Raw genomic sequence first — 16923 nt, 5'->3', positions numbered from 1 at the left:
CGCGGCCTACTGAGGGCCTATAGCTCAGTTGGTTAGAGCAGAGGACTCATAATCCTTTGGTCCACGGTTCGAGTCCGTGTGGGCCCACCAAATTGAAAAGCCGCGCTGAATGCGCGGCTTTTTTGTGGGCGAGTGGCTGGGTTTCGTCTCGACGGGCGCAATGTTCGGAAGACCTAACCAGAGCTGTAGGAAAGATCCTAAGCTGCGGTTTTGAGCGGTTAGACATCTGTTGATGATGTCTTCGCAGGGATACTCTCGAGACGTCGCTGCTTATCAGCGACCGGGCTTGGAAATCCCTAGAAATCAATACGTCCGGCGACAGTAACAATGGAATGGAAAGACCTGATTATTGGCGGACGCAGATATTGCATGGCGCATCTACAGCCTTTTGAACAGACATTTGAAGTGGCGGAGCAGCAGCTTGTCGTCAGGTTTGAATTCGGGTTCCACTGTTTTACCGATGACAAAGGTCACGGCCTGCCACTAAGACACAGAGGAGAAGTCCGGTATTTTTGTGCAGACCGCCACTACTACAGCAGCCAGATCACGGACTACCTGCAAAAACGCTTTTTTAAAGGCTTGGCTGTGCCCTTCTACGTCGAAAACAGTCAGCGCTATTACTGCCTTGATTTGCATGACTACGCGGTCTTTTTTTCGATCAGCAAGCCGCAAAATACAACGAACTTTCTCAAACTCCGGATTATTTCCGCCTACGAGGTCGCTGAATGGGGACGCTCGAAGCTGCCGAAAGGAAAACCACATAACGTCCGCTACATTCTGGAAATGCGTAACGCGGGGAAATCCGTGTGAGAGAAAGCAAAAAGCCCCGATGCTTGCGCAACGGGGCTTTCTGTAAATCTGAAATATCGGCCTGTCCTTTTACGGTTTCCCGCTTATCCCGCTCACTGGCTAGGAGTGGCTTGCGCCACCGAAATCAACACCCTTTGCTTGCAAAGTTCCGGTCTGTGCTGACGTACCGATCATAGCCCTTGAACCTGACAAGAGCAACCGTCACAGCCGTTATCCCTCCCTTCGAGCGATAGGTTCCAAATATGCCCCAATGCGCTTGACCCTGTACCATCGGCAATCTCATCGCCCACGCCACCGGAGTCCCCCTTGCCAGACACTCGCCACCCCAGCCTCGACGAAATCGACCGCCAGCTAATCGCCGCGCTGCAAATCAACGCCCGCGAAAGCGTGGCCATGCTCGCCCGTCAGCTAGGCATTGCTCGCACGACGGTGACGTCGCGTCTGGCCCGGCTGGAAAAGGCCAAGGTAATCACCGGTTATGGCGTGCGCTTGGGTCAGCGTGTGGTCGATGGTGGCTTGCAAGCCTACGTCGGGATCAAGGTGCAGCCGCGTTCCGGCAAGGACGTGCTGCGGCGCTTGAGTGCGATGGCGCAGGTGCAGCAGCTGTGTGCGGTGAGTGGCGAGTTTGATTATGTGGCGTGGTTGCGCACCGACTCGCCGGAGCAGCTCGATCAGTTGCTGGATCAGATTGGCAGCGTCGATGGGGTGGAGAAGACCACGACGTCGATCATTCTGAGTAGCAAGATAGATCGGGGTCAGCCGGTTTAAGATTTTGATCGAGCTTCTCGGGTGAATTTCAGAGCCGCTTCGCAAGCAGGCTCGCTCCCACTTTTTTGGTCGGTATGCAGCCCGCAATCGTCAGTCTGCACAACAATCAGGCAAAACGACGACACATTGCGTCTTATTAACGCGCTCCACGCTCCCTAGAATGGCTGGCATCTTTTCCTATACTCAGACGCGAATCCTGCGTCGGGTCGCCAACAAGGTCAGCCATGAACAAGAACAATCGCCATCCTGCAGACGGAAAAAAACCAGTCACCATTTTCGGTCCGGACTTTCCGTTCGCGTTTGACGACTGGATCGAGCATCCCGCCGGCCTGGGCAGCATTCCCGAGCAGCACCATGGCGCTGAGGTGGCGATTGTCGGCGCGGGTATTGCCGGTCTGGTGGCTGCGTATGAACTGATGAAACTCGGTTTGAAGCCGGTGGTGTACGAGGCGTCGAAACTCGGTGGTCGTCTGCGCTCGCAGGCCTTCAACGGCACCGATGCCATCGTCGCCGAGCTCGGTGGCATGCGCTTTCCGGTGTCCTCCACAGCGTTCTACCACTACGTCGACAAGCTCGGCCTCGAAACCAAGCCTTTTCCCAACCCGTTGACCGGCGCTTCTGGTAGCACCGTGATCGATCTGGAAGGCGAAACCTATTACGCCGAAAGCCTGAAGGATCTTCCTGCATTGTTTCAGGAAGTGGCTGACGCCTGGGCAGATGCGCTGGAAGCCGGTTCGCAGTTCTCTGATATTCAGCAAGCCATTCGCGATCGCGATGTGCCGCGCCTGAAAGAGCTGTGGAACAAGCTGGTGCCGCTGTGGGACGACCGGACCTTTTACGACTTCGTCGCCACCTCGAAAGCCTTCGCCAAATTGTCGTTCCAGCACCGCGAAGTGTTCGGCCAGGTCGGTTTCGGCACCGGCGGCTGGGATTCGGACTTCCCCAATTCGATGCTGGAAATCTTCCGCGTGGTAATGACCAATTGCGACGATCACCAACACCTGGTGGTCGGTGGCGTCGAGCAGGTGCCACAGGGCATTTGGCGCCATGTGCCGGAGCGCTGCGTGCACTGGCCGGCCGGCACCAGCCTGAAATCCCTGCACCGTGGCGCGCCGCGTTCCGGTGTGAAGAAAATTGCTCATGCACCGGAGGGCCGTTTCGCCGTTACCGACAACAACGGTGACACCCGCGAATACGCCGCCGTCCTGACAACCTGCCAGAGCTGGCTGCTGACCACTCAGATCGAATGCGACGAGACCCTGTTCTCGCAGAAGATGTGGATGGCCCTCGACCGCACGCGCTACATGCAGTCGTCGAAAACCTTCGTGATGGTCGACCGGCCATTCTGGAAAGACAAGGATCCGGAGACCGGCCGCGACGTGATGAGCATGACCCTCACCGATCGCCTGACCCGTGGCACCTATCTGTTCGACAACGGCGACGACAAGCCGGGGGTGATCTGCCTGTCTTACTCGTGGATGAGCGACGCGTTGAAAATGCTCCCGCATCCGGTGGAAAAACGCGTTGAGCTGGCGTTGAACGCGCTGAAAAAGATCTACCCGAAAGTAGACATCGCCGCGCGGATCATCGGCGACCCGATCACCGTGTCGTGGGAAGCCGATCCGTATTTCCTCGGTGCCTTCAAAGGCGCCCTGCCCGGCCATTACCGCTACAACCAGCGCATGTACGCGCACTTCATGCAGGACGACATGCCGGCCGAGCAGCGCGGGATTTTCATCGCCGGCGACGACGTGTCGTGGACACCGGCGTGGGTCGAAGGCGCAGTGCAGACTTCGCTCAACGCGGTGTGGGGCATCATGAAACATTTCGGCGGCTCGACACATAAAGAGAACCCGGGCCCGGGTGATGTGTTCAAAGACATCGGCCCTATCGCCCTGCCCGAGTAAGAGGATTCCCCGATGCGCGTAGCCGTTTACCAATGTCCACCGCTGCCACTGGACCCCGCCGCCAACCTGCAGCGCCTGCATCAGGTAGCGATGGAGGCCAAGGGCGCCGACCTGCTGGTGCTGCCGGAGATGTTCATGACCGGCTACAACATCGGCGCCGAAGCGGTGAGCACGCTGGCCGAGGTCTATAACGGTGAATGGGCGCAGCAGATCGGCCGGATTGCCAAGGCTGCGGGTCTGGCGATCGTTTACGGTTATCCGGAGCGCACCGCCGACGGTCAGATCTACAACGCCGTGCAACTGATCGACGCCCATGGCGAGCGCCTGTGCAATTACCGCAAGTCACACCTGTTCGGCGACCTCGACCGGTCGATGTTCAGCCCCGGTGACTCCGACTTGCCGGTGGTTGAATTGAACGGCTGGAAGCTCGGCTTCCTGATCTGCTACGACCTGGAGTTTCCGGAAAACGCGCGGCGCCTGGCCTTGACCGGCGCCGAGCTGATTGTGGTGCCGACGGCCAACATGATTCCGTTCGATTTCGTTGCCGATGTCACCGTGCGTGCCCGAGCCTTCGAAAATCAGTGCTACGTGGCTTACGCCAATTACTGCGGCCATGAAGGCGATATTCAGTACTGTGGGCAAAGCAGCATTGCCGCGCCGGACGGCAGCCGCATCGCCCTGGCAGGTCTGGACGAAGCGTTGATCGTCGGTGAACTGGACCGCCAATTGATGAACGACTCACGTCAGGCCAATCGCTATCTCAGCGATCGCCGCCCGGAGCTTTACGGCGCGCTCAACCGCCGCTAATCCGCTAGCATGAGCACTTCATTGTTCTGGAAGTGCCCATGCCCGCGCCGACTCATCTCCGCCCCCACTCTGAAACCCTGGCCAACGGCCTGCGCGTGAACCTGCACCACGTGCCCGGTCTCAAGCGCAGCGCTGCCGCGTTGCGCGTGGCGGCCGGCAGCCATGACGTGCCATTGGCATGGCCGGGGTTGGCGCATTTTCTTGAGCACTTGCTGTTTCTCGGCACCGAGCGTTTTCCCACAGACGAAGGGCTGATGGCCTACGTGCAACGTCACGGCGGCCAAGTGAATGCCAGCACCCGTGAGCGCACCACGGACTTTTTCTTCGAGTTGCCTGTGTCGTCCTTCAGCGCGGGGCTCGAGCGTCTGTCAGACATGCTCGCCCGGCCACGTATGAATCTGGACGATCAACTGCGTGAACGGGAAGTGCTGCAGGCGGAGTTTGTCGCCTGGTCGCAGGATCAGACAGCGCAACAGCAGTTTGCCTTGTATGAAGGTTTGCCAGCGGAGCATCCGTTGCGGGGGTTTCATGCGGGCAATCGGGACAGCTTGCAGGTCGAATCGCCTGGGTTTCAGTCGGCGCTGCAAGACTTCCATCAGCGGTTTTATCGAACCGGGCAAATGACCCTCAGTCTGGTCGGGCCGCAAAGTATCGATGAGCTTCGGGAGCTGGCGCAGCAATTCGCAGCGGTGTTGCCGGTTGGGGATAAAGTTGCCCAGGCCGCACCGCCACCGTTGGCAGTGAAAAGTTATCAACAGGTCGGCGCTCACACAAACCTGTTATTTGCTTTCGACGCGTTGCCCGAGTCATCCGCCGAGGCGATGGCTTTTCTCTGTCATTGGTTGAATAGCGCAAAACCTGGTGGATTGCTCGCATACCTGCATCAACAGAGTCTGGCTGACAGCCTGAAAGCCACGCCGCTTTACCAGTTCGCCGGCCAAGCGCTGCTGCATCTTCAATTCAATGCTGGCGGCGACCGCCTGGATACCATTCGCGAACGCCTGCTGGATTGGCTGAGCTTCTTCGCCCGTCAGGACTGGACGCCGTTGCGCGAGGAATACGCCGCCCTGCTTCAGCGCCAGCAGCAAGTCAGCGGCGCGTTGCAACTGGCGCGAACCGACATCGAGCAGCAAGCATTCGGCCTGTCCGAATCCGGCGCTGCCGCACTTGAGCACATCCTTCGCGAAATCGGCGTTGTGGATAACTTCAGCGATCATTGGCATCTACCCGCCGCCAACCCTTTCTTGCGCGCCAGTGAACCGCTGGCCAACGCCGGGCTGATTCGCGGCCAGACCAGCGCCCACCGTGGCCTGCGCACCTTCGCCCAGGATCGCTCACGCAGTCGTCGCGAGCGATCGCCAATGCAGTTCAGCCTGGCCCTGCCGGACAACAGCGATGAGGGCGCGATCTATCTGCGCTGGCAGGTCGAGACGGCGGCCAGCGCCGATCTGCGCGCAAGATTGCAGCGAAGTCTGCGCCAGACCCGACAGGATGCGTCCGAAGCCGGAGTGGACTTGTCTTTCAGCGCCGCAGGTAACCAATGCCTGCTGAAAATGACCGGACTACAGGAACCGATGCCCAGCATCCTCGAGCATGCGCTGAAATGTCTGACGATGATCGACGCCGATTCGCCGCGCGACGCGGTGCAGATACCGTCGATGCCGATCCGCCAACTACTCGAAGCGTTGCCAGAGAAATGCCTGCCCACGATCGAAACCAGCGATGAGGCCAATCAGCTGTGGACCACTTCGCGCTGGGACGGCCTCGCTCTAGGCCTTAACCAATCCACCCAGTCAGCCTTGGGCTTGGCGCTGAGCCGCATTCCCGGCACACCGGACAATCAGCTACCGGTGACACCGATCACCCAAGCCCAGTACCACTGGAGCCAGATCAACACGGCCTCCAGCGAACACGCCTTGCTGCTGATCTGCCCGACTGCCAGCAGCGACATCGCTGATGAAGCAGCATGGCGCCTTCTGGCTCAGGTGTGCCAGACGCCTTTTTACCAGCGCCTGCGCGTCGAATTGCAATTGGGGTACGCCGTGTTCAGCGCGCTGCGTCAATTGCACGGCAGGACCGCGATTGTGTTTGGCGTGCAATCGCCGACGACTTCGGCCGCCAAGTTGCTCGAACACATTCAAGAGTTCCTGAAAAACATCCCCGCGTTGATCGAAACGCTCGATGACGCAAGCCTCAAGCAGCAGCGCCAAAGCCTCGCCGGTCAGTTCGACGACGCCACACTGTCCACCAAGGATGCCGCCGAGCTGCTGTGGCAGGGCAAACTCGCTGGCCATTCGTCGGATTACCGTGAGCAGTTGGTCGCGGCGATCCAGCAGCTGAATCGCCAGGCTTTGCTCGATGCTGCGCAGCGTCTGATCAGTGCCGAGGGCGGCTGGCATTGCCTGGCCAATGAATCGATGCCGGGCACACCGTGGCAAGCGGCAAACTGATCATTACCGAGGCTGCAAGGAGCTTTCTCAAAGATTCACGGGTCACGGCGTTGAAATTTTGAGTAACATAGCCGCCTAACTAATTGGAACATCACCGCGCTGCCGTGGACTATAACTATGGATAGCGCTATCCCAACCCTCAGAAGGAGACATCTCATGGCCTGGACCAAACCTGCTTACACCGACCTGCGTATCGGCTTCGAAGTCACCATGTACTTCGCCAGCCGCTGAGTTCTGCTTACGCAGAATCGCAGTGCAACGCCTCGGCTCGCCGAGGCGTTTTATTTTCCGCGTTGAAATGATGGAGCGTTCATGTTCGTCCAGATTCTGGGTTCGGCCGCCGGTGGCGGTTTTCCGCAGTGGAACTGCAACTGCGTCAACTGCGCAGGTTTTCGCGACGGCAGCCTGAACGCCAAGGCCCGCACCCAATCGTCCATCGCCATTTCCGATGACGGCGTGAACTGGGTGTTGTGCAATGCCTCGCCGGACATCCGCGCGCAACTGCAAAGCTTCGCCCCGCTGCAACCGGGCCGCGCCCTGCGCGACACCGGCATCAGCGCGATCATCCTGATGGACAGCCAGATCGACCACACCACCGGCCTGCTCAGCCTGCGCGAAGGCTGCCCGCATCAGGTCTGGTGCACGGACATGGTTCACGAAGACCTGAGCACCGGTTTTCCCCTGTTCAAGATGCTCACCCACTGGAATGGCGGGCTGGACTGGAACCGTATCGAGCTCGATCAGAGCTTCACCGTAGCGGCCTGCCCGAACCTGCGTTTCACCCCGCTGCCATTGCGCAGCGCCGCGCCGCCGTATTCGCCGCACCGTTTCGATCCGCATCCGGGCGACAACATCGGTTTGATCGTTGAAGACCTCAACACCGGCGGCAAGCTGTTCTACGCGCCGGGGCTGGGCAAGGTCGATGCGCCGCTGCTGGAAATCATGGCGGGCAGCGATTGCCTGCTGGTCGACGGCACGCTGTGGGATGACGATGAAATGCAGCGCCGTGGCGTCGGCACCCGCACCGGTCGCGAGATGGGCCACCTGGCGCAGAACGGCCCCGGCGGCATGCTCGAAGTGCTGGAGCAGTTGCCCGAGCAGCGCAAGGTACTTATCCACATCAACAACACCAACCCGATCCTCGACGAGGATTCCCCGGAGCGTGCGGAGCTGGTGCGGCGTAATGTTGAAGTGGCGTTTGATGGCATGAGTATCGTGCTTTAAGCAATCGAGACCGCTGCGCGGTCCATCGCGAGCAGGCTCGCTCCCACATTGGAATGCGATCAACTGTGGGAGCGAGCCTGCTCGCGAAGAGGCCAGCACAGACACCAGAGATTTCCAGGGTTGTTCCCGGAGAACAGACATGACCGACACCCCGCTGTCCCCCGCCGAATTCGAAGCGGCCCTGCGCGCCAAAGGCGCCTATTACCACATCTACCACCCGTACCACGTGGCGATGTACGAAGGCCGCGCGACCCGCGAGCAGATTCAGGGCTGGGTCGCCAACCGCTTCTACTATCAGGTGAACATTCCCCTGAAAGACGCGGCGATCCTTGCCAATTGCCCGGATCGGGAAATCCGCCGCGAGTGGATTCAGCGCCTGCTCGATCACGACGGCGCACCCGGTGAAGACGGCGGCATCGAAGCTTGGCTGCGTTTGGGCCAAGCTGTCGGCCTCGATCCGGACCAATTGCGCTCCCAGGAACTGGTGCTGCCCGGCGTGCGTTTCGCCGTCGATGCCTACGTCAACTTCGCCCGTCGCGCCAGTTGGCAGGAAGCCGCCAGCAGTTCGCTGACCGAATTGTTCGCGCCGCAGATTCACCAGTCGCGCCTCGACAGCTGGCCGCAGCATTACCCGTGGATCGACCCGGCCGGCTACGAATACTTCCGCACCCGTCTCGGTCAGGCGCGGCGTGACGTCGAGCATGGGCTGGCGATCACCCTTGAGCATTACAAGACCCGCGAAGGCCAGGAGCGCATGCTGGAAATTCTCCAGTTCAAACTGGACATTCTTTGGAGCATGCTCGATGCCATGAGCATGGCCTATGAACTGAACCGTCCGCCGTATCACAGCGTGACCGAACAACGGGTCTGGCATAAAGGAATCACCTTATGAATTTCGACCGCAGCAAAGTGCCGAGCTGGCGCCCGGGCTATCGCTTCCAGTACGAACCGGCGCAAAAAGGCCATGTGTTGCTGTACCCGGAAGGCATGATCAAGCTCAACGAAACGGCCGCGCTGATCGGCGGCCTGATTGATGGCGAACGCGATGTCGCGGCAATCATTGCCGAACTCGACAAGCAGTTCCCCGGCGTGCCCGAGCTCGGTGACGACGTCGAGCAATTCATGGAGGTTGCCCGTGAGCAACACTGGCTCACCCTTGGCTGATCTGCCGGCCAAACCGCAAGTCGGCCTGCCGCTGTGGCTGCTCGCCGAGCTGACCTACCGCTGCCCGCTGCAATGCCCGTACTGCTCCAATCCGCTGGATTTCGCCGAGCAGGGCAAAGAGCTGACCACCGAGCAATGGATCAAGGTGTTCCGCGAAGCGCGGGAGATGGGCGCGGCGCAATTGGGCTTTTCCGGCGGCGAACCGCTGGTGCGTCAGGACTTGGCCGAACTTATCCGTGAAGCGCGGCAGTTGGGTTTCTACACCAACCTGATCACCTCCGGCATTGGCCTGACCGAGCAGAAAATCAGCGACTTCAAAAAGGCCGGGCTTGATCACATCCAGATCAGTTTTCAGGCCAGCGACGAGCAAGTGAACAACCTGCTCGCCGGTTCGAAAAAGGCCTTTGCGCAAAAGCTGGAAATGGCTCGCGCAGTCAAGGCCCACGGCTATCCGATGGTGCTGAACTTCGTCACCCATCGGCACAACATCGACAAGATCGACCGCATTATCGAACTGTGCATTGCGCTGGAGGCCGACTTCGTCGAACTCGCCACTTGCCAGTTCTACGGCTGGGCGCAGCTCAACCGTGTTGGCCTGCTGCCGACCAAGGAGCAACTGGTGCGCGCCGAACGCATCACCAACGAATACCGGGCCAGGTTGGAAGCCGAAGGGCATCCGTGCAAGCTGATTTTCGTCACTCCGGACTATTACGAAGAACGCCCGAAAGCCTGCATGAACGGCTGGGGCAGCATCTTCCTGACCGTCACCCCGGACGGCACCGCCCTGCCCTGCCATGGTGCCCGCCAGATGCCGGTGCAGTTTCCCAACGTGCGCGATCACAGCATGCAACACATCTGGTATGACTCGTTCGGCTTCAACCGTTTTCGCGGTTACGACTGGATGCCCGAGCCGTGCCGCTCTTGCGACGAGAAAGAAAAAGACTTCGGCGGCTGCCGCTGCCAGGCGTTCATGCTCACCGGCGACGCCAGTAATGCCGACCCGGTGTGCAGCAAGTCCGAACATCACGGCGTGATCCTCAAGGCCCGCGAAGAAGCCGAGAGCGCCACTCAAACCATCGAACAATTGGCCTTTCGCAATGAACGAAACTCACGCCTCATCGCCAAGGGCTGAGCCTTTCAGCGCCGCCCAGGCCGTCGCCGCCGGGACCGACTTCGCCGAACTGCAGCTCGGCGCCCATGGCGTGTTCTGGAATGAATACCGCCCCGAGGACGCCGCGTGCCGAATCTGGCATTGGCGCGATGGCGTGGCGAAACGTCTGACGCCGGACGGCTTCAGCGTGCGTAGCCGCGTGTACGAATATGGCGGTGGTGCGTTTTGTCTGACGCCTGACGGGGTGGTTTTCGTCAATGAAGCGGATCAGCAGATGTATCGGCAGGCGCTGGATGGCGAGCCGGTCGCGCTGACGTCGACTGACTGCCGCTACGGCGATCTGCAATTCGCCGCTGGCCGGGTGTTGGCGGTCGAAGAGCAGCAGGATCGACATCGCCTGGTGGCGATTGATCTGGCGAGCGGTACGCGACAGGTGCTGGCCGAGGGTGCGGATTTTTATGCGTCGCCAACGCTGAGCCCGAACGGCCATCGCTTGGCATGGATCGAGTGGAGCCGACCGCATCAGCCGTGGACCTCGACGCGGTTGATGGTCGCGGAAGGTGATTTTTCTGCGCCTCGCTGTGTTGCCGGTGCGCAGATCGAGGAGTCGATCCAACAGCCGCGCTTCGACGCCGACGGCCGGCTCTACTGCCTGACAGATCGTGGCGGCTACTGGCAGCCGTGGGTCGAAACGTCCGATGGCTTGCACGCGCTACCGAGTGCCGAGGCCGATCACGCGCCCGCGCCGTGGCAGCTTGGCGGCTGCACTTGGCTGCCTGTCGGTGATCAATTCTTAGCCAGCTGGAGCGAGGATGGTTTCGGGCGCCTGGCCTTGGGAAATGAAGATTTCAGCGGTGACTACAGCCGCTTCCGCCACTTGGCGATGGATCAACAATTCATCTATTGCATCGCTGCATCGCCGACCAGCCCGTCGGCAGTGATCGCCATTGATCGTGTCTCGCATGCCGTGAAAATCCTCGCTGGCGGCGTGGCTCCATTGCCTGCCGAACGCATCAGCCGTCCGCAGACCTTGCGTTATCCGAGCGGCTCCGGCGAGGCGCACGGCTTCTTCTACCCGGCCATGGGCGGTGAAGCGAAACCGCCGCTGGTGGTGTTTATCCACGGCGGCCCGACCTCGGCGTGCTATCCGATCCTCGATCCGCGTATCCAGTACTGGACCCAGCGCGGCTTTGCCGTCGCCGACCTCAACTATCGCGGCAGCAGTGGCTATGGTCGCGAATATCGGCAAGCGCTGCATCTGCGCTGGGGCGAGGTGGATGTCGAGGATGCCTGCGCGGTGGTCAGCTATCTCGCCGATCAAGGCTTGATCGATGGCGACCGCGCGTTCATTCGCGGTGGCAGTGCAGGTGGTTACACCACATTGTGCGCACTGGCGTTCAGGCAGGTTTTCCGCGCAGGTGCCAGCCTCTATGGCGTCAGCGACCCGGTCGCGCTGGCCCGGGCCACGCACAAGTTCGAGGGCGATTATCTGGATTGGCTGATCGGCGATCCCGAGCGAGATGCCGAACGCTATGCCGCCCGCACGCCATTGCTGCACGCAGACAATATTCGCGTGCCGGTGATTTTCTTCCAGGGTGAACTGGACGCGGTGGTCGTGCCGCAACAGACCCGCGACATGGTCGCGGCGCTGGAGCACAACGGCATCCCGGTCGAAGCGCATTACTACCCTGACGAACGCCACGGCTTTCGTCGCGCGGCTAACCAGGCGCATGCGCTGGAGCGGGAGTGGACGTTTTATCGGCGGGTGATGGGGCTAACTGACTGAGCCCTCACTTTGAGACTGCGTCGCTCCAATCGCGGGCAAGCCCGCTCCCACAGGTTATTTGGTGTACACAAAAATTGTGATCACTCATGACACTGTGGGAGCGGGCTTGCCCGCGATAGCTATTGATCAGACGCCACTGAACTCAACGCTTGGCGATGATATACACCGCATGCACGATCCCTGGAATGTAGCCGCACAGCGTCAGCAGAATGTTCAGCCAGAACGCCCCGCCAAACCCGACCTGCAGAAACACGCCCAGTGGCGGCAACAGAATAGCGATGATGATACGAATGAAATCCATGGGGCAGCTCCTGAATGGGGGTTGGCTCACTTGAGCCATACAAGCTAATCGACCTGTGCCGTTCGTCAGGGTTCATTACGCTTGCTATTTGACCGCCAGCATCACAAAAAAACGCCCCACGCCAAAAGAATCAGGCGTGGGGCGTGCGTTATACCGCGAGACGGTTCAGGTGATCGGTTGGGGCAGCTCGGCTCAGACGGCAATGCCTTTGCGGCAGTGCACTTGGGCGGTGCGCACTCGCGAGAAGGCGCGGCCCAGGCGCAGGAGCATTTCGTCGATGTTGGCTTTGCTGACAGTGAGTGCCGGGGTGAAGCGCAGGCAGTCAGGCTGCGCGGCGTTCAATATCAGGCCTTCGTGAAGTGCGGCGTGAACGACGGCGTCGGCGCATTCGTCGGACAGCGTCAACCCGTAAAACAGGCCTTGGCCGCGCAACTCGCCGTGACCGTAGCGGTGCGCCAGTCGCGCCAGGCCTTCGCGCAGGTGCTGGCCGTTGTCGTTGACCTGCTGAAAGAAGCTGCGGTCATGGATGCTGTCGAGCACTACCAGACCGGCCGCCGTGATCAAGGCGTTGCCGTGATGGGTGCCGCTCAGCTCGCCAGTGGCGAAGCAGCAGGCCTTGCCTCGCGCCAGCAAGGCCGCCAGCGGCAAGCCGCCGCCAAGGCCTTTGCCGAGCACGACGATATCGGCGCGAATGCCGTAGGACTGTTCGGCAAGCAAGCTGCCGCAACGGCCGATGCCGGTCTGCACTTCGTCGAGAATCAGCAGAATGCCCAGGTCACGACACAGTCGCTCGACGCCTTTGAGGTAGTGCTCGGTCGCGGGAATAACCCCGGCATCGCTCTGGATCGGCTCCAGCATGATTGCCACGGTCTGCGCATCCACCGCCGCATGCAGCGCCGGCAGGTCGTTGAATGGCACTTGATCGACCGTCGCCAGACTGCGGCCATGGCAACCGTGCTGCGCCACGATGATCCGCGAGGCGCCGCTGCGATGCAGTTGCCCCCATTTGCGCGCCAGTTTGATCGCCGCCTCACAAGCCTCGCTGCCACTGTTGAGCAGGTATGCCTGATCGCTGGACGTGCTGGCGCACAGACGCTCGGCGAGGCTGAGCATGCCGCGATTTTGCAGATTGCAGCCGGGATTGATCAGCGCCTGGGCCTGATTGGCGATGGCTTTGACCAGCGCCGTGGGGCTGTGGCCAAGGCTGTTGGCGCCGCCGGCCTGGGAAAAGTCGAGGTAGGCGCGATCGTTGCTGTCCCACAGCCATGAACCCTGGCCGCGAACGAACACTTGATGCGGCCGCTCGACACTGGGCATCAGGCGTTGGGCATTGAGATGGTCGGTCATAGCGGATTGCCCCGCCTCGAAGCAGAGGTCATCCAGACTCGGCGTCTGGCGCCGCAAACTGAACAGATTCATGCGGAAGAACCTCGCTTGAGGTTTTTTGAACTGCCTATGTAATCACGAACGAAGCAAATGGAATTCGTCACGCTTTCTGGCCCTGCAAGCCTTGTGAATGCGGTTAGACTAGGCGCGCAAACGGCTTCAGGCCATTTCGATTTCCCAGCCATTTCGATAAGCACGACTTATGGATTTCAAACAACTGCGTTATTTCGTCGCGGTCTACGAAGAAGGCCATGTCGGCCGTGCGGCTGAGCGCTTGTCGATCTCGCAACCGGCGCTGTCGCAACAGATCCGTCAGCTGGAGCAGAATCTCGACGTCACCCTGTTCGAACGCAGCAGCAAACGCCTGCTGCCGACCCTCGCTGCGCATACGCTGTACAACCACGCGTTGCCATTGCTCGATGGCTTGCAGCGGGCGCGCGAGGCGTTGGGTAGTTTCAAGGGTCAGGCACTGCGCACACTGGCGATCGGTGTGTTGCAAACGGTGCACACCAGCCTTGTGCCGCAGATGCTCGAGCGTGTGCGCAAGGCGCAGCCGCATCTGGTGGTACAAATTTATGAACTGACCGGGCTGGAAATCGAACGGCGTCTGCTCAATGGTTCCCTGGACATCGGCATCAGCTATCTGCCGCCGCGCCAACCCGGTCTGCACGGGGTGTTGCTGTATGAAGATGAACTGACGCTGGTCATCCCGGCGGACCATCCCTTGCGCGAGTTCAAGAAAGTCTCGATGCGCCAGGCTGCTGAGCTGCCCATGTTGCTGCTCGGCGAAGAGTTCCAGATCCGGCAGATCTGGCAGGCACAACTGACCAGCCTCGGACGACGCCCGCAGGTGCAGGCCGAGCTGAACACTATGCTGGGGATTCTCGATAGCCTGCCGCACACCCGGCTGGCAACGGTGCTGCCGGGACGTTCGCAAAAGGAATACGACGATGAGGATCTGCTGTGGAAACCGCTGAGCGAGCCACGGGTGCCGTTGCAAGTTGGCCTGGTGTGCCGTGATGTGCAGCGCCAGCAGGCCTCGTTGGTATTGCTGCGGACATTGCTTGAAGAGGTGATCGATCGCGAAACGAAGCCGCCCCTCGATCCGCTTGCCTGAAACTTTTCTTCAGGCAAAAGAAAACCCCGCCGAAGCGGGGCTTTGCAGACTGTTTCCCTGACATCCATTTCACTCCGCCACCCTGGCAGAATCCTACGTGTCCGTGTTGTTTACTTTGCGCTTCCTGCGCGACGTCCATGAAATGTAGATTAGCCGTGGATCCAATATACGGATATGGGAGAACAGCAGCACGTCACGTAAGCAAATGCTTACATGACGTCTACAGGATCAAAACTGTGCCGCATCCAGCAGGAACAGCGACTCGCTACCGGCCTTGACCGACGCGCTCAACGAGTGGATACGCGGCAGCAAACGGGCAAAATAGAAGCGTGCGGTGCCCAGCTTGCTCGCATAGAAATCATCTTGCGCTTCCTTGCCCAGCGAGGCTTTGGCCATCAACGCCCACATGTAGGCGTAAGCGGTGTATCCAAACGCTTGCAAATATTCGACCGAGGCCGCGCCGATTTCGTTCGGATTGTTTTTCGCCCGGTCCAGCAGCCACGCGGTCAGCTCGTCGAGGGTGTCGACGGCATCGTTCAGCGGCTTGGTGAACTCGCCCAGATCAGCACTGGCGGTTGCGGTGAAATGGCGGATCTCGTCAGCGAACAACTGGTAGAACGCGCCGCCACTGCCAACGATCTTGCGCCCGACCAGGTCCAGCGCCTGAATACCGTTGGTGCCTTCGTAGATCTGGGTGATGCGCACGTCACGCACCAGTTGCTCCTGCCCCCACTCGCGGATGTAGCCGTGGCCGCCGAAAATCTGCTGGCCGTGGACGGTGGTTTCCAGACCCAGGTCGGTCAGGAAGGCTTTCGCTACCGGCGTCAGCAACGCCACCAGATCTTCCGCGCGCTTGCGGGTGGTCGCGTCTTCGCTGAACTTGGCGGTGTCCAGTTGCATCGCCACATACGTGGAGAACGCACGGCCGCCTTCGTTCGAGGCTTTCATGGTCAGCAGCATGCGTCGCACGTCCGGGTGGACGATGATCGGGTCAGCAACTTTGTCCTTGTTCTGCGCGCCGGTCGGCGAACGGCTCTGCAGACGATCGCGCGCATATTCAACAGCGTTCTGATAAGAGCGCTCGCCGGTGGCCAGGCCTTGAATACCAACACCCAGGCGCTCGTAGTTCATCATGGTGAACATCGCGGCCAGGCCTTTGTTCGGCTCGCCGACCAGATAGCCGACGGCTTCGTCGAAGTTCATCACGCAGGTCGCCGAAGCCTGGATGCCCATCTTGTGCTCGATCGAACCGCAGTTGGCCGGGTTACGCGCACCGAGGCTGCCGTCGGCATTGACCATGAACTTCGGCACCAGGAACAGCGAAATGCCTTTCGGACCGGCCGGGGCGTCCGGCAGCTTGGCCAGTACCAGATGAATGATGTTCTCGGTGAGGTCGTGCTCGCCGCCGGTGATGAAGATCTTGGTGCCGCTGACCTTGTAGGAACCATCGGCCTGGGGTTCGGCTTTGGTGCGAATGATCCCCAGATCGGTGCCGGCGTGCGGCTCGGTCAGGCACATGGAACCGGCCCAGATGCCGGCGTACATGTTCGGCAGGTACGCAGCTTTGAGTTCTTCACTGGCATGGGCATTGATCGACAGGCAGGCGCCAGCGGTCAGCATCGGATACAGACCGAACGCGAGGCTGGCGGAGTTGACCATTTCTTCGACCTGCGCCGACACGGCTTTGGGCATGCCCATGCCGCCGTAGGCCGGATCACCGCCGACGCCGACCCAGCCGCCTTCGGCATAAGTCTGATAAGCCTGTGGGAAACCGGCCGGCGTGGTGACGGCACCGTCCGCCCAATGGCAACCTTCCTCGTCAGCGGCACGGCTCAGTGGCGCGATGCTTTTGCTGGTGACCTTGCCGGCCTCTTCGAGAATCGCTTCAACGGTTTCGGCGTCGACGGTCTCGGCCAGCGCCGGCAGCTCGGCCCAGAGTTTGGCGACTTCGAACACTTCATTGAGGACGAAGCGCATATCGCGCAGCGGCGCTTTGTAGTCAGCCATGGCAAACCTCGCAAGATCTAAACAGGTGGTTCGTGGAATGATGTTTTCGTTGAGCCTGAGTGTACCTCAACAACTTTTGCGACAC

The 16923-nt window shown here is 60.4% G+C and carries 15 protein-coding genes and 1 tRNA gene; 13 read left to right on the top strand and 3 right to left on the bottom strand.

The annotated features are described in order from the left end of the window. The first annotated feature begins 13 nt into the window (after positions 1–13). The 12 genes from QMX86_RS06970 to QMX86_RS06915 all read left to right on the top strand — a co-directional run bounded on the left by QMX86_RS06970 (position 14) and on the right by QMX86_RS06915 (position 12027). Positions 14–90: transfer RNA gene (locus tag QMX86_RS06970), tRNA-Ile, on the top strand. A 279-nt stretch (positions 91–369) separates the two neighbouring features. After that, positions 370–810, top strand: coding sequence for a hypothetical protein (locus QMX86_RS06965; protein ID WP_073476547.1), 441 nt, complete (start codon positions 370–372; stop codon positions 808–810). A gap of 306 nt (positions 811–1116) precedes the next feature. Beyond that, positions 1117–1578: an Lrp/AsnC family transcriptional regulator gene (locus tag QMX86_RS06960; protein ID WP_073476545.1), complete on the top strand. Its 462-nt coding sequence runs from the start codon at positions 1117–1119 to the stop codon at positions 1576–1578. Positions 1579–1802: 224 nt separating this feature from the next. Then, on the top strand, positions 1803–3485 hold the full coding sequence (locus QMX86_RS06955) for an NAD(P)/FAD-dependent oxidoreductase (protein ID WP_024014552.1): 1683 nt from the start codon (positions 1803–1805) through the stop codon (positions 3483–3485). Positions 3486–3497: 12 nt separating this feature from the next. Beyond that, positions 3498–4292: a carbon-nitrogen hydrolase family protein gene (locus QMX86_RS06950; RefSeq protein ID WP_071173821.1), complete on the top strand. Its 795-nt coding sequence runs from the start codon at positions 3498–3500 to the stop codon at positions 4290–4292. A 38-nt stretch (positions 4293–4330) separates the two neighbouring features. Beyond that, positions 4331–6742, top strand: a complete 2412-nt coding sequence (pqqF, locus tag QMX86_RS06945) for a pyrroloquinoline quinone biosynthesis protein PqqF (protein WP_282384350.1) — start codon at positions 4331–4333, stop codon at positions 6740–6742. Positions 6743–6898: 156 nt separating this feature from the next. Further along, positions 6899–6973: a pyrroloquinoline quinone precursor peptide PqqA gene (pqqA, locus tag QMX86_RS06940; RefSeq protein WP_003444522.1), complete on the top strand. Its 75-nt coding sequence runs from the start codon at positions 6899–6901 to the stop codon at positions 6971–6973. Between the two features lie 81 nt (positions 6974–7054). Continuing rightward, positions 7055–7966 (top strand): pyrroloquinoline quinone biosynthesis protein PqqB, encoded by a 912-nt coding sequence (gene pqqB, locus QMX86_RS06935; protein ID WP_243242401.1) that lies wholly within the window; start codon positions 7055–7057, stop codon positions 7964–7966. Between the two features lie 139 nt (positions 7967–8105). Continuing rightward, positions 8106–8858 carry a pyrroloquinoline-quinone synthase PqqC gene (pqqC, locus tag QMX86_RS06930; protein WP_042606685.1) on the top strand — a complete coding sequence of 251 codons (753 nt, stop codon included), beginning with the start codon at positions 8106–8108 and terminating at the stop codon, positions 8856–8858. Further along, the gene (pqqD, locus tag QMX86_RS06925) at positions 8855–9130 is read left to right on the top strand and encodes a pyrroloquinoline quinone biosynthesis peptide chaperone PqqD (RefSeq protein WP_071173824.1); all 276 of its coding nucleotides are present in this window, start codon (positions 8855–8857) and stop codon (positions 9128–9130) included. The genes pqqC and pqqD overlap by 4 nt, the downstream gene beginning before the upstream one ends. Continuing rightward, positions 9102–10262: a pyrroloquinoline quinone biosynthesis protein PqqE gene (pqqE, locus tag QMX86_RS06920; protein WP_071173825.1), complete on the top strand. Its 1161-nt coding sequence runs from the start codon at positions 9102–9104 to the stop codon at positions 10260–10262. The genes pqqD and pqqE overlap by 29 nt, the downstream gene beginning before the upstream one ends. Beyond that, positions 10228–12027: a S9 family peptidase gene (locus QMX86_RS06915; RefSeq protein ID WP_282387640.1), complete on the top strand. Its 1800-nt coding sequence runs from the start codon at positions 10228–10230 to the stop codon at positions 12025–12027. The genes pqqE and QMX86_RS06915 overlap by 35 nt, the downstream gene beginning before the upstream one ends. A 142-nt stretch (positions 12028–12169) precedes the next feature. Here the strand turns inward: QMX86_RS06915 and QMX86_RS06910 are convergent, their stop codons facing one another. Both QMX86_RS06910 and QMX86_RS06905 read right to left on the bottom strand, forming a co-directional pair. Then, on the bottom strand, positions 12170–12328 hold the full coding sequence (locus tag QMX86_RS06910; RefSeq protein WP_003228885.1) for a YqaE/Pmp3 family membrane protein: 159 nt from the start codon (positions 12326–12328) through the stop codon (positions 12170–12172). Positions 12329–12520: 192 nt separating this feature from the next. Further along, complete coding sequence (locus QMX86_RS06905) at positions 12521–13747, bottom strand: aminotransferase class III-fold pyridoxal phosphate-dependent enzyme (protein ID WP_282385575.1); 1227 nt, start codon at positions 13745–13747, stop codon at positions 12521–12523. Between the two features lie 169 nt (positions 13748–13916). On the opposite strand from QMX86_RS06905, the gene QMX86_RS06900 reads away from it, so the two are divergent. Continuing rightward, positions 13917–14831 (top strand): LysR family transcriptional regulator, encoded by a 915-nt coding sequence (locus tag QMX86_RS06900; protein WP_282385576.1) that lies wholly within the window; start codon positions 13917–13919, stop codon positions 14829–14831. A gap of 228 nt (positions 14832–15059) precedes the next feature. Here QMX86_RS06900 and QMX86_RS06895 read toward each other — a convergent pair whose 3' ends face one another. Then, positions 15060–16838, bottom strand: coding sequence for an acyl-CoA dehydrogenase C-terminal domain-containing protein (locus QMX86_RS06895; protein ID WP_016772869.1), 1779 nt, complete (start codon positions 16836–16838; stop codon positions 15060–15062). Positions 16839–16923: the final 85 nt, after the last annotated feature.

Source organism: Pseudomonas sp. PS01270 (assembly GCF_029959775.1).
Taxonomy (GTDB): domain Bacteria; phylum Pseudomonadota; class Gammaproteobacteria; order Pseudomonadales; family Pseudomonadaceae; genus Aquipseudomonas; species Aquipseudomonas atacamensis.
The sequence above is the reverse complement of the archived record's forward strand: the minus strand, read 5'-3'. Positions and strand labels throughout refer to the sequence as shown.

Excerpts from the sequence above, each read along its gene's own strand:
- QMX86_RS06895 (WP_016772869.1), bottom strand. The coding sequence starts at position 16,838 with ATGGCTGACTACAAAGCGCCGCTGCGCGATATGCGCTTCGTCCTCAAT.
- pqqD (WP_071173824.1), top strand. The coding sequence starts at position 8,855 with ATGAATTTCGACCGCAGCAAAGTGCCGAGCTGGCGCCCGGGCTATCGC.
- QMX86_RS06950 (WP_071173821.1), top strand. The coding sequence starts at position 3,498 with ATGCGCGTAGCCGTTTACCAATGTCCACCGCTGCCACTGGACCCCGCC.
- QMX86_RS06955 (WP_024014552.1), top strand. The coding sequence starts at position 1,803 with ATGAACAAGAACAATCGCCATCCTGCAGACGGAAAAAAACCAGTCACC.
- QMX86_RS06905 (WP_282385575.1), bottom strand. The coding sequence starts at position 13,747 with ATGAATCTGTTCAGTTTGCGGCGCCAGACGCCGAGTCTGGATGACCTC.
- QMX86_RS06910 (WP_003228885.1), bottom strand. The coding sequence starts at position 12,328 with ATGGATTTCATTCGTATCATCATCGCTATTCTGTTGCCGCCACTGGGC.
- pqqB (WP_243242401.1), top strand. The coding sequence starts at position 7,055 with ATGTTCGTCCAGATTCTGGGTTCGGCCGCCGGTGGCGGTTTTCCGCAG.
- QMX86_RS06900 (WP_282385576.1), top strand. The coding sequence starts at position 13,917 with ATGGATTTCAAACAACTGCGTTATTTCGTCGCGGTCTACGAAGAAGGC.
- QMX86_RS06965 (WP_073476547.1), top strand. The coding sequence starts at position 370 with ATGGCGCATCTACAGCCTTTTGAACAGACATTTGAAGTGGCGGAGCAG.
- pqqF (WP_282384350.1), top strand. The coding sequence starts at position 4,331 with ATGCCCGCGCCGACTCATCTCCGCCCCCACTCTGAAACCCTGGCCAAC.
- pqqC (WP_042606685.1), top strand. The coding sequence starts at position 8,106 with ATGACCGACACCCCGCTGTCCCCCGCCGAATTCGAAGCGGCCCTGCGC.
- QMX86_RS06915 (WP_282387640.1), top strand. The coding sequence starts at position 10,228 with ATGAACGAAACTCACGCCTCATCGCCAAGGGCTGAGCCTTTCAGCGCC.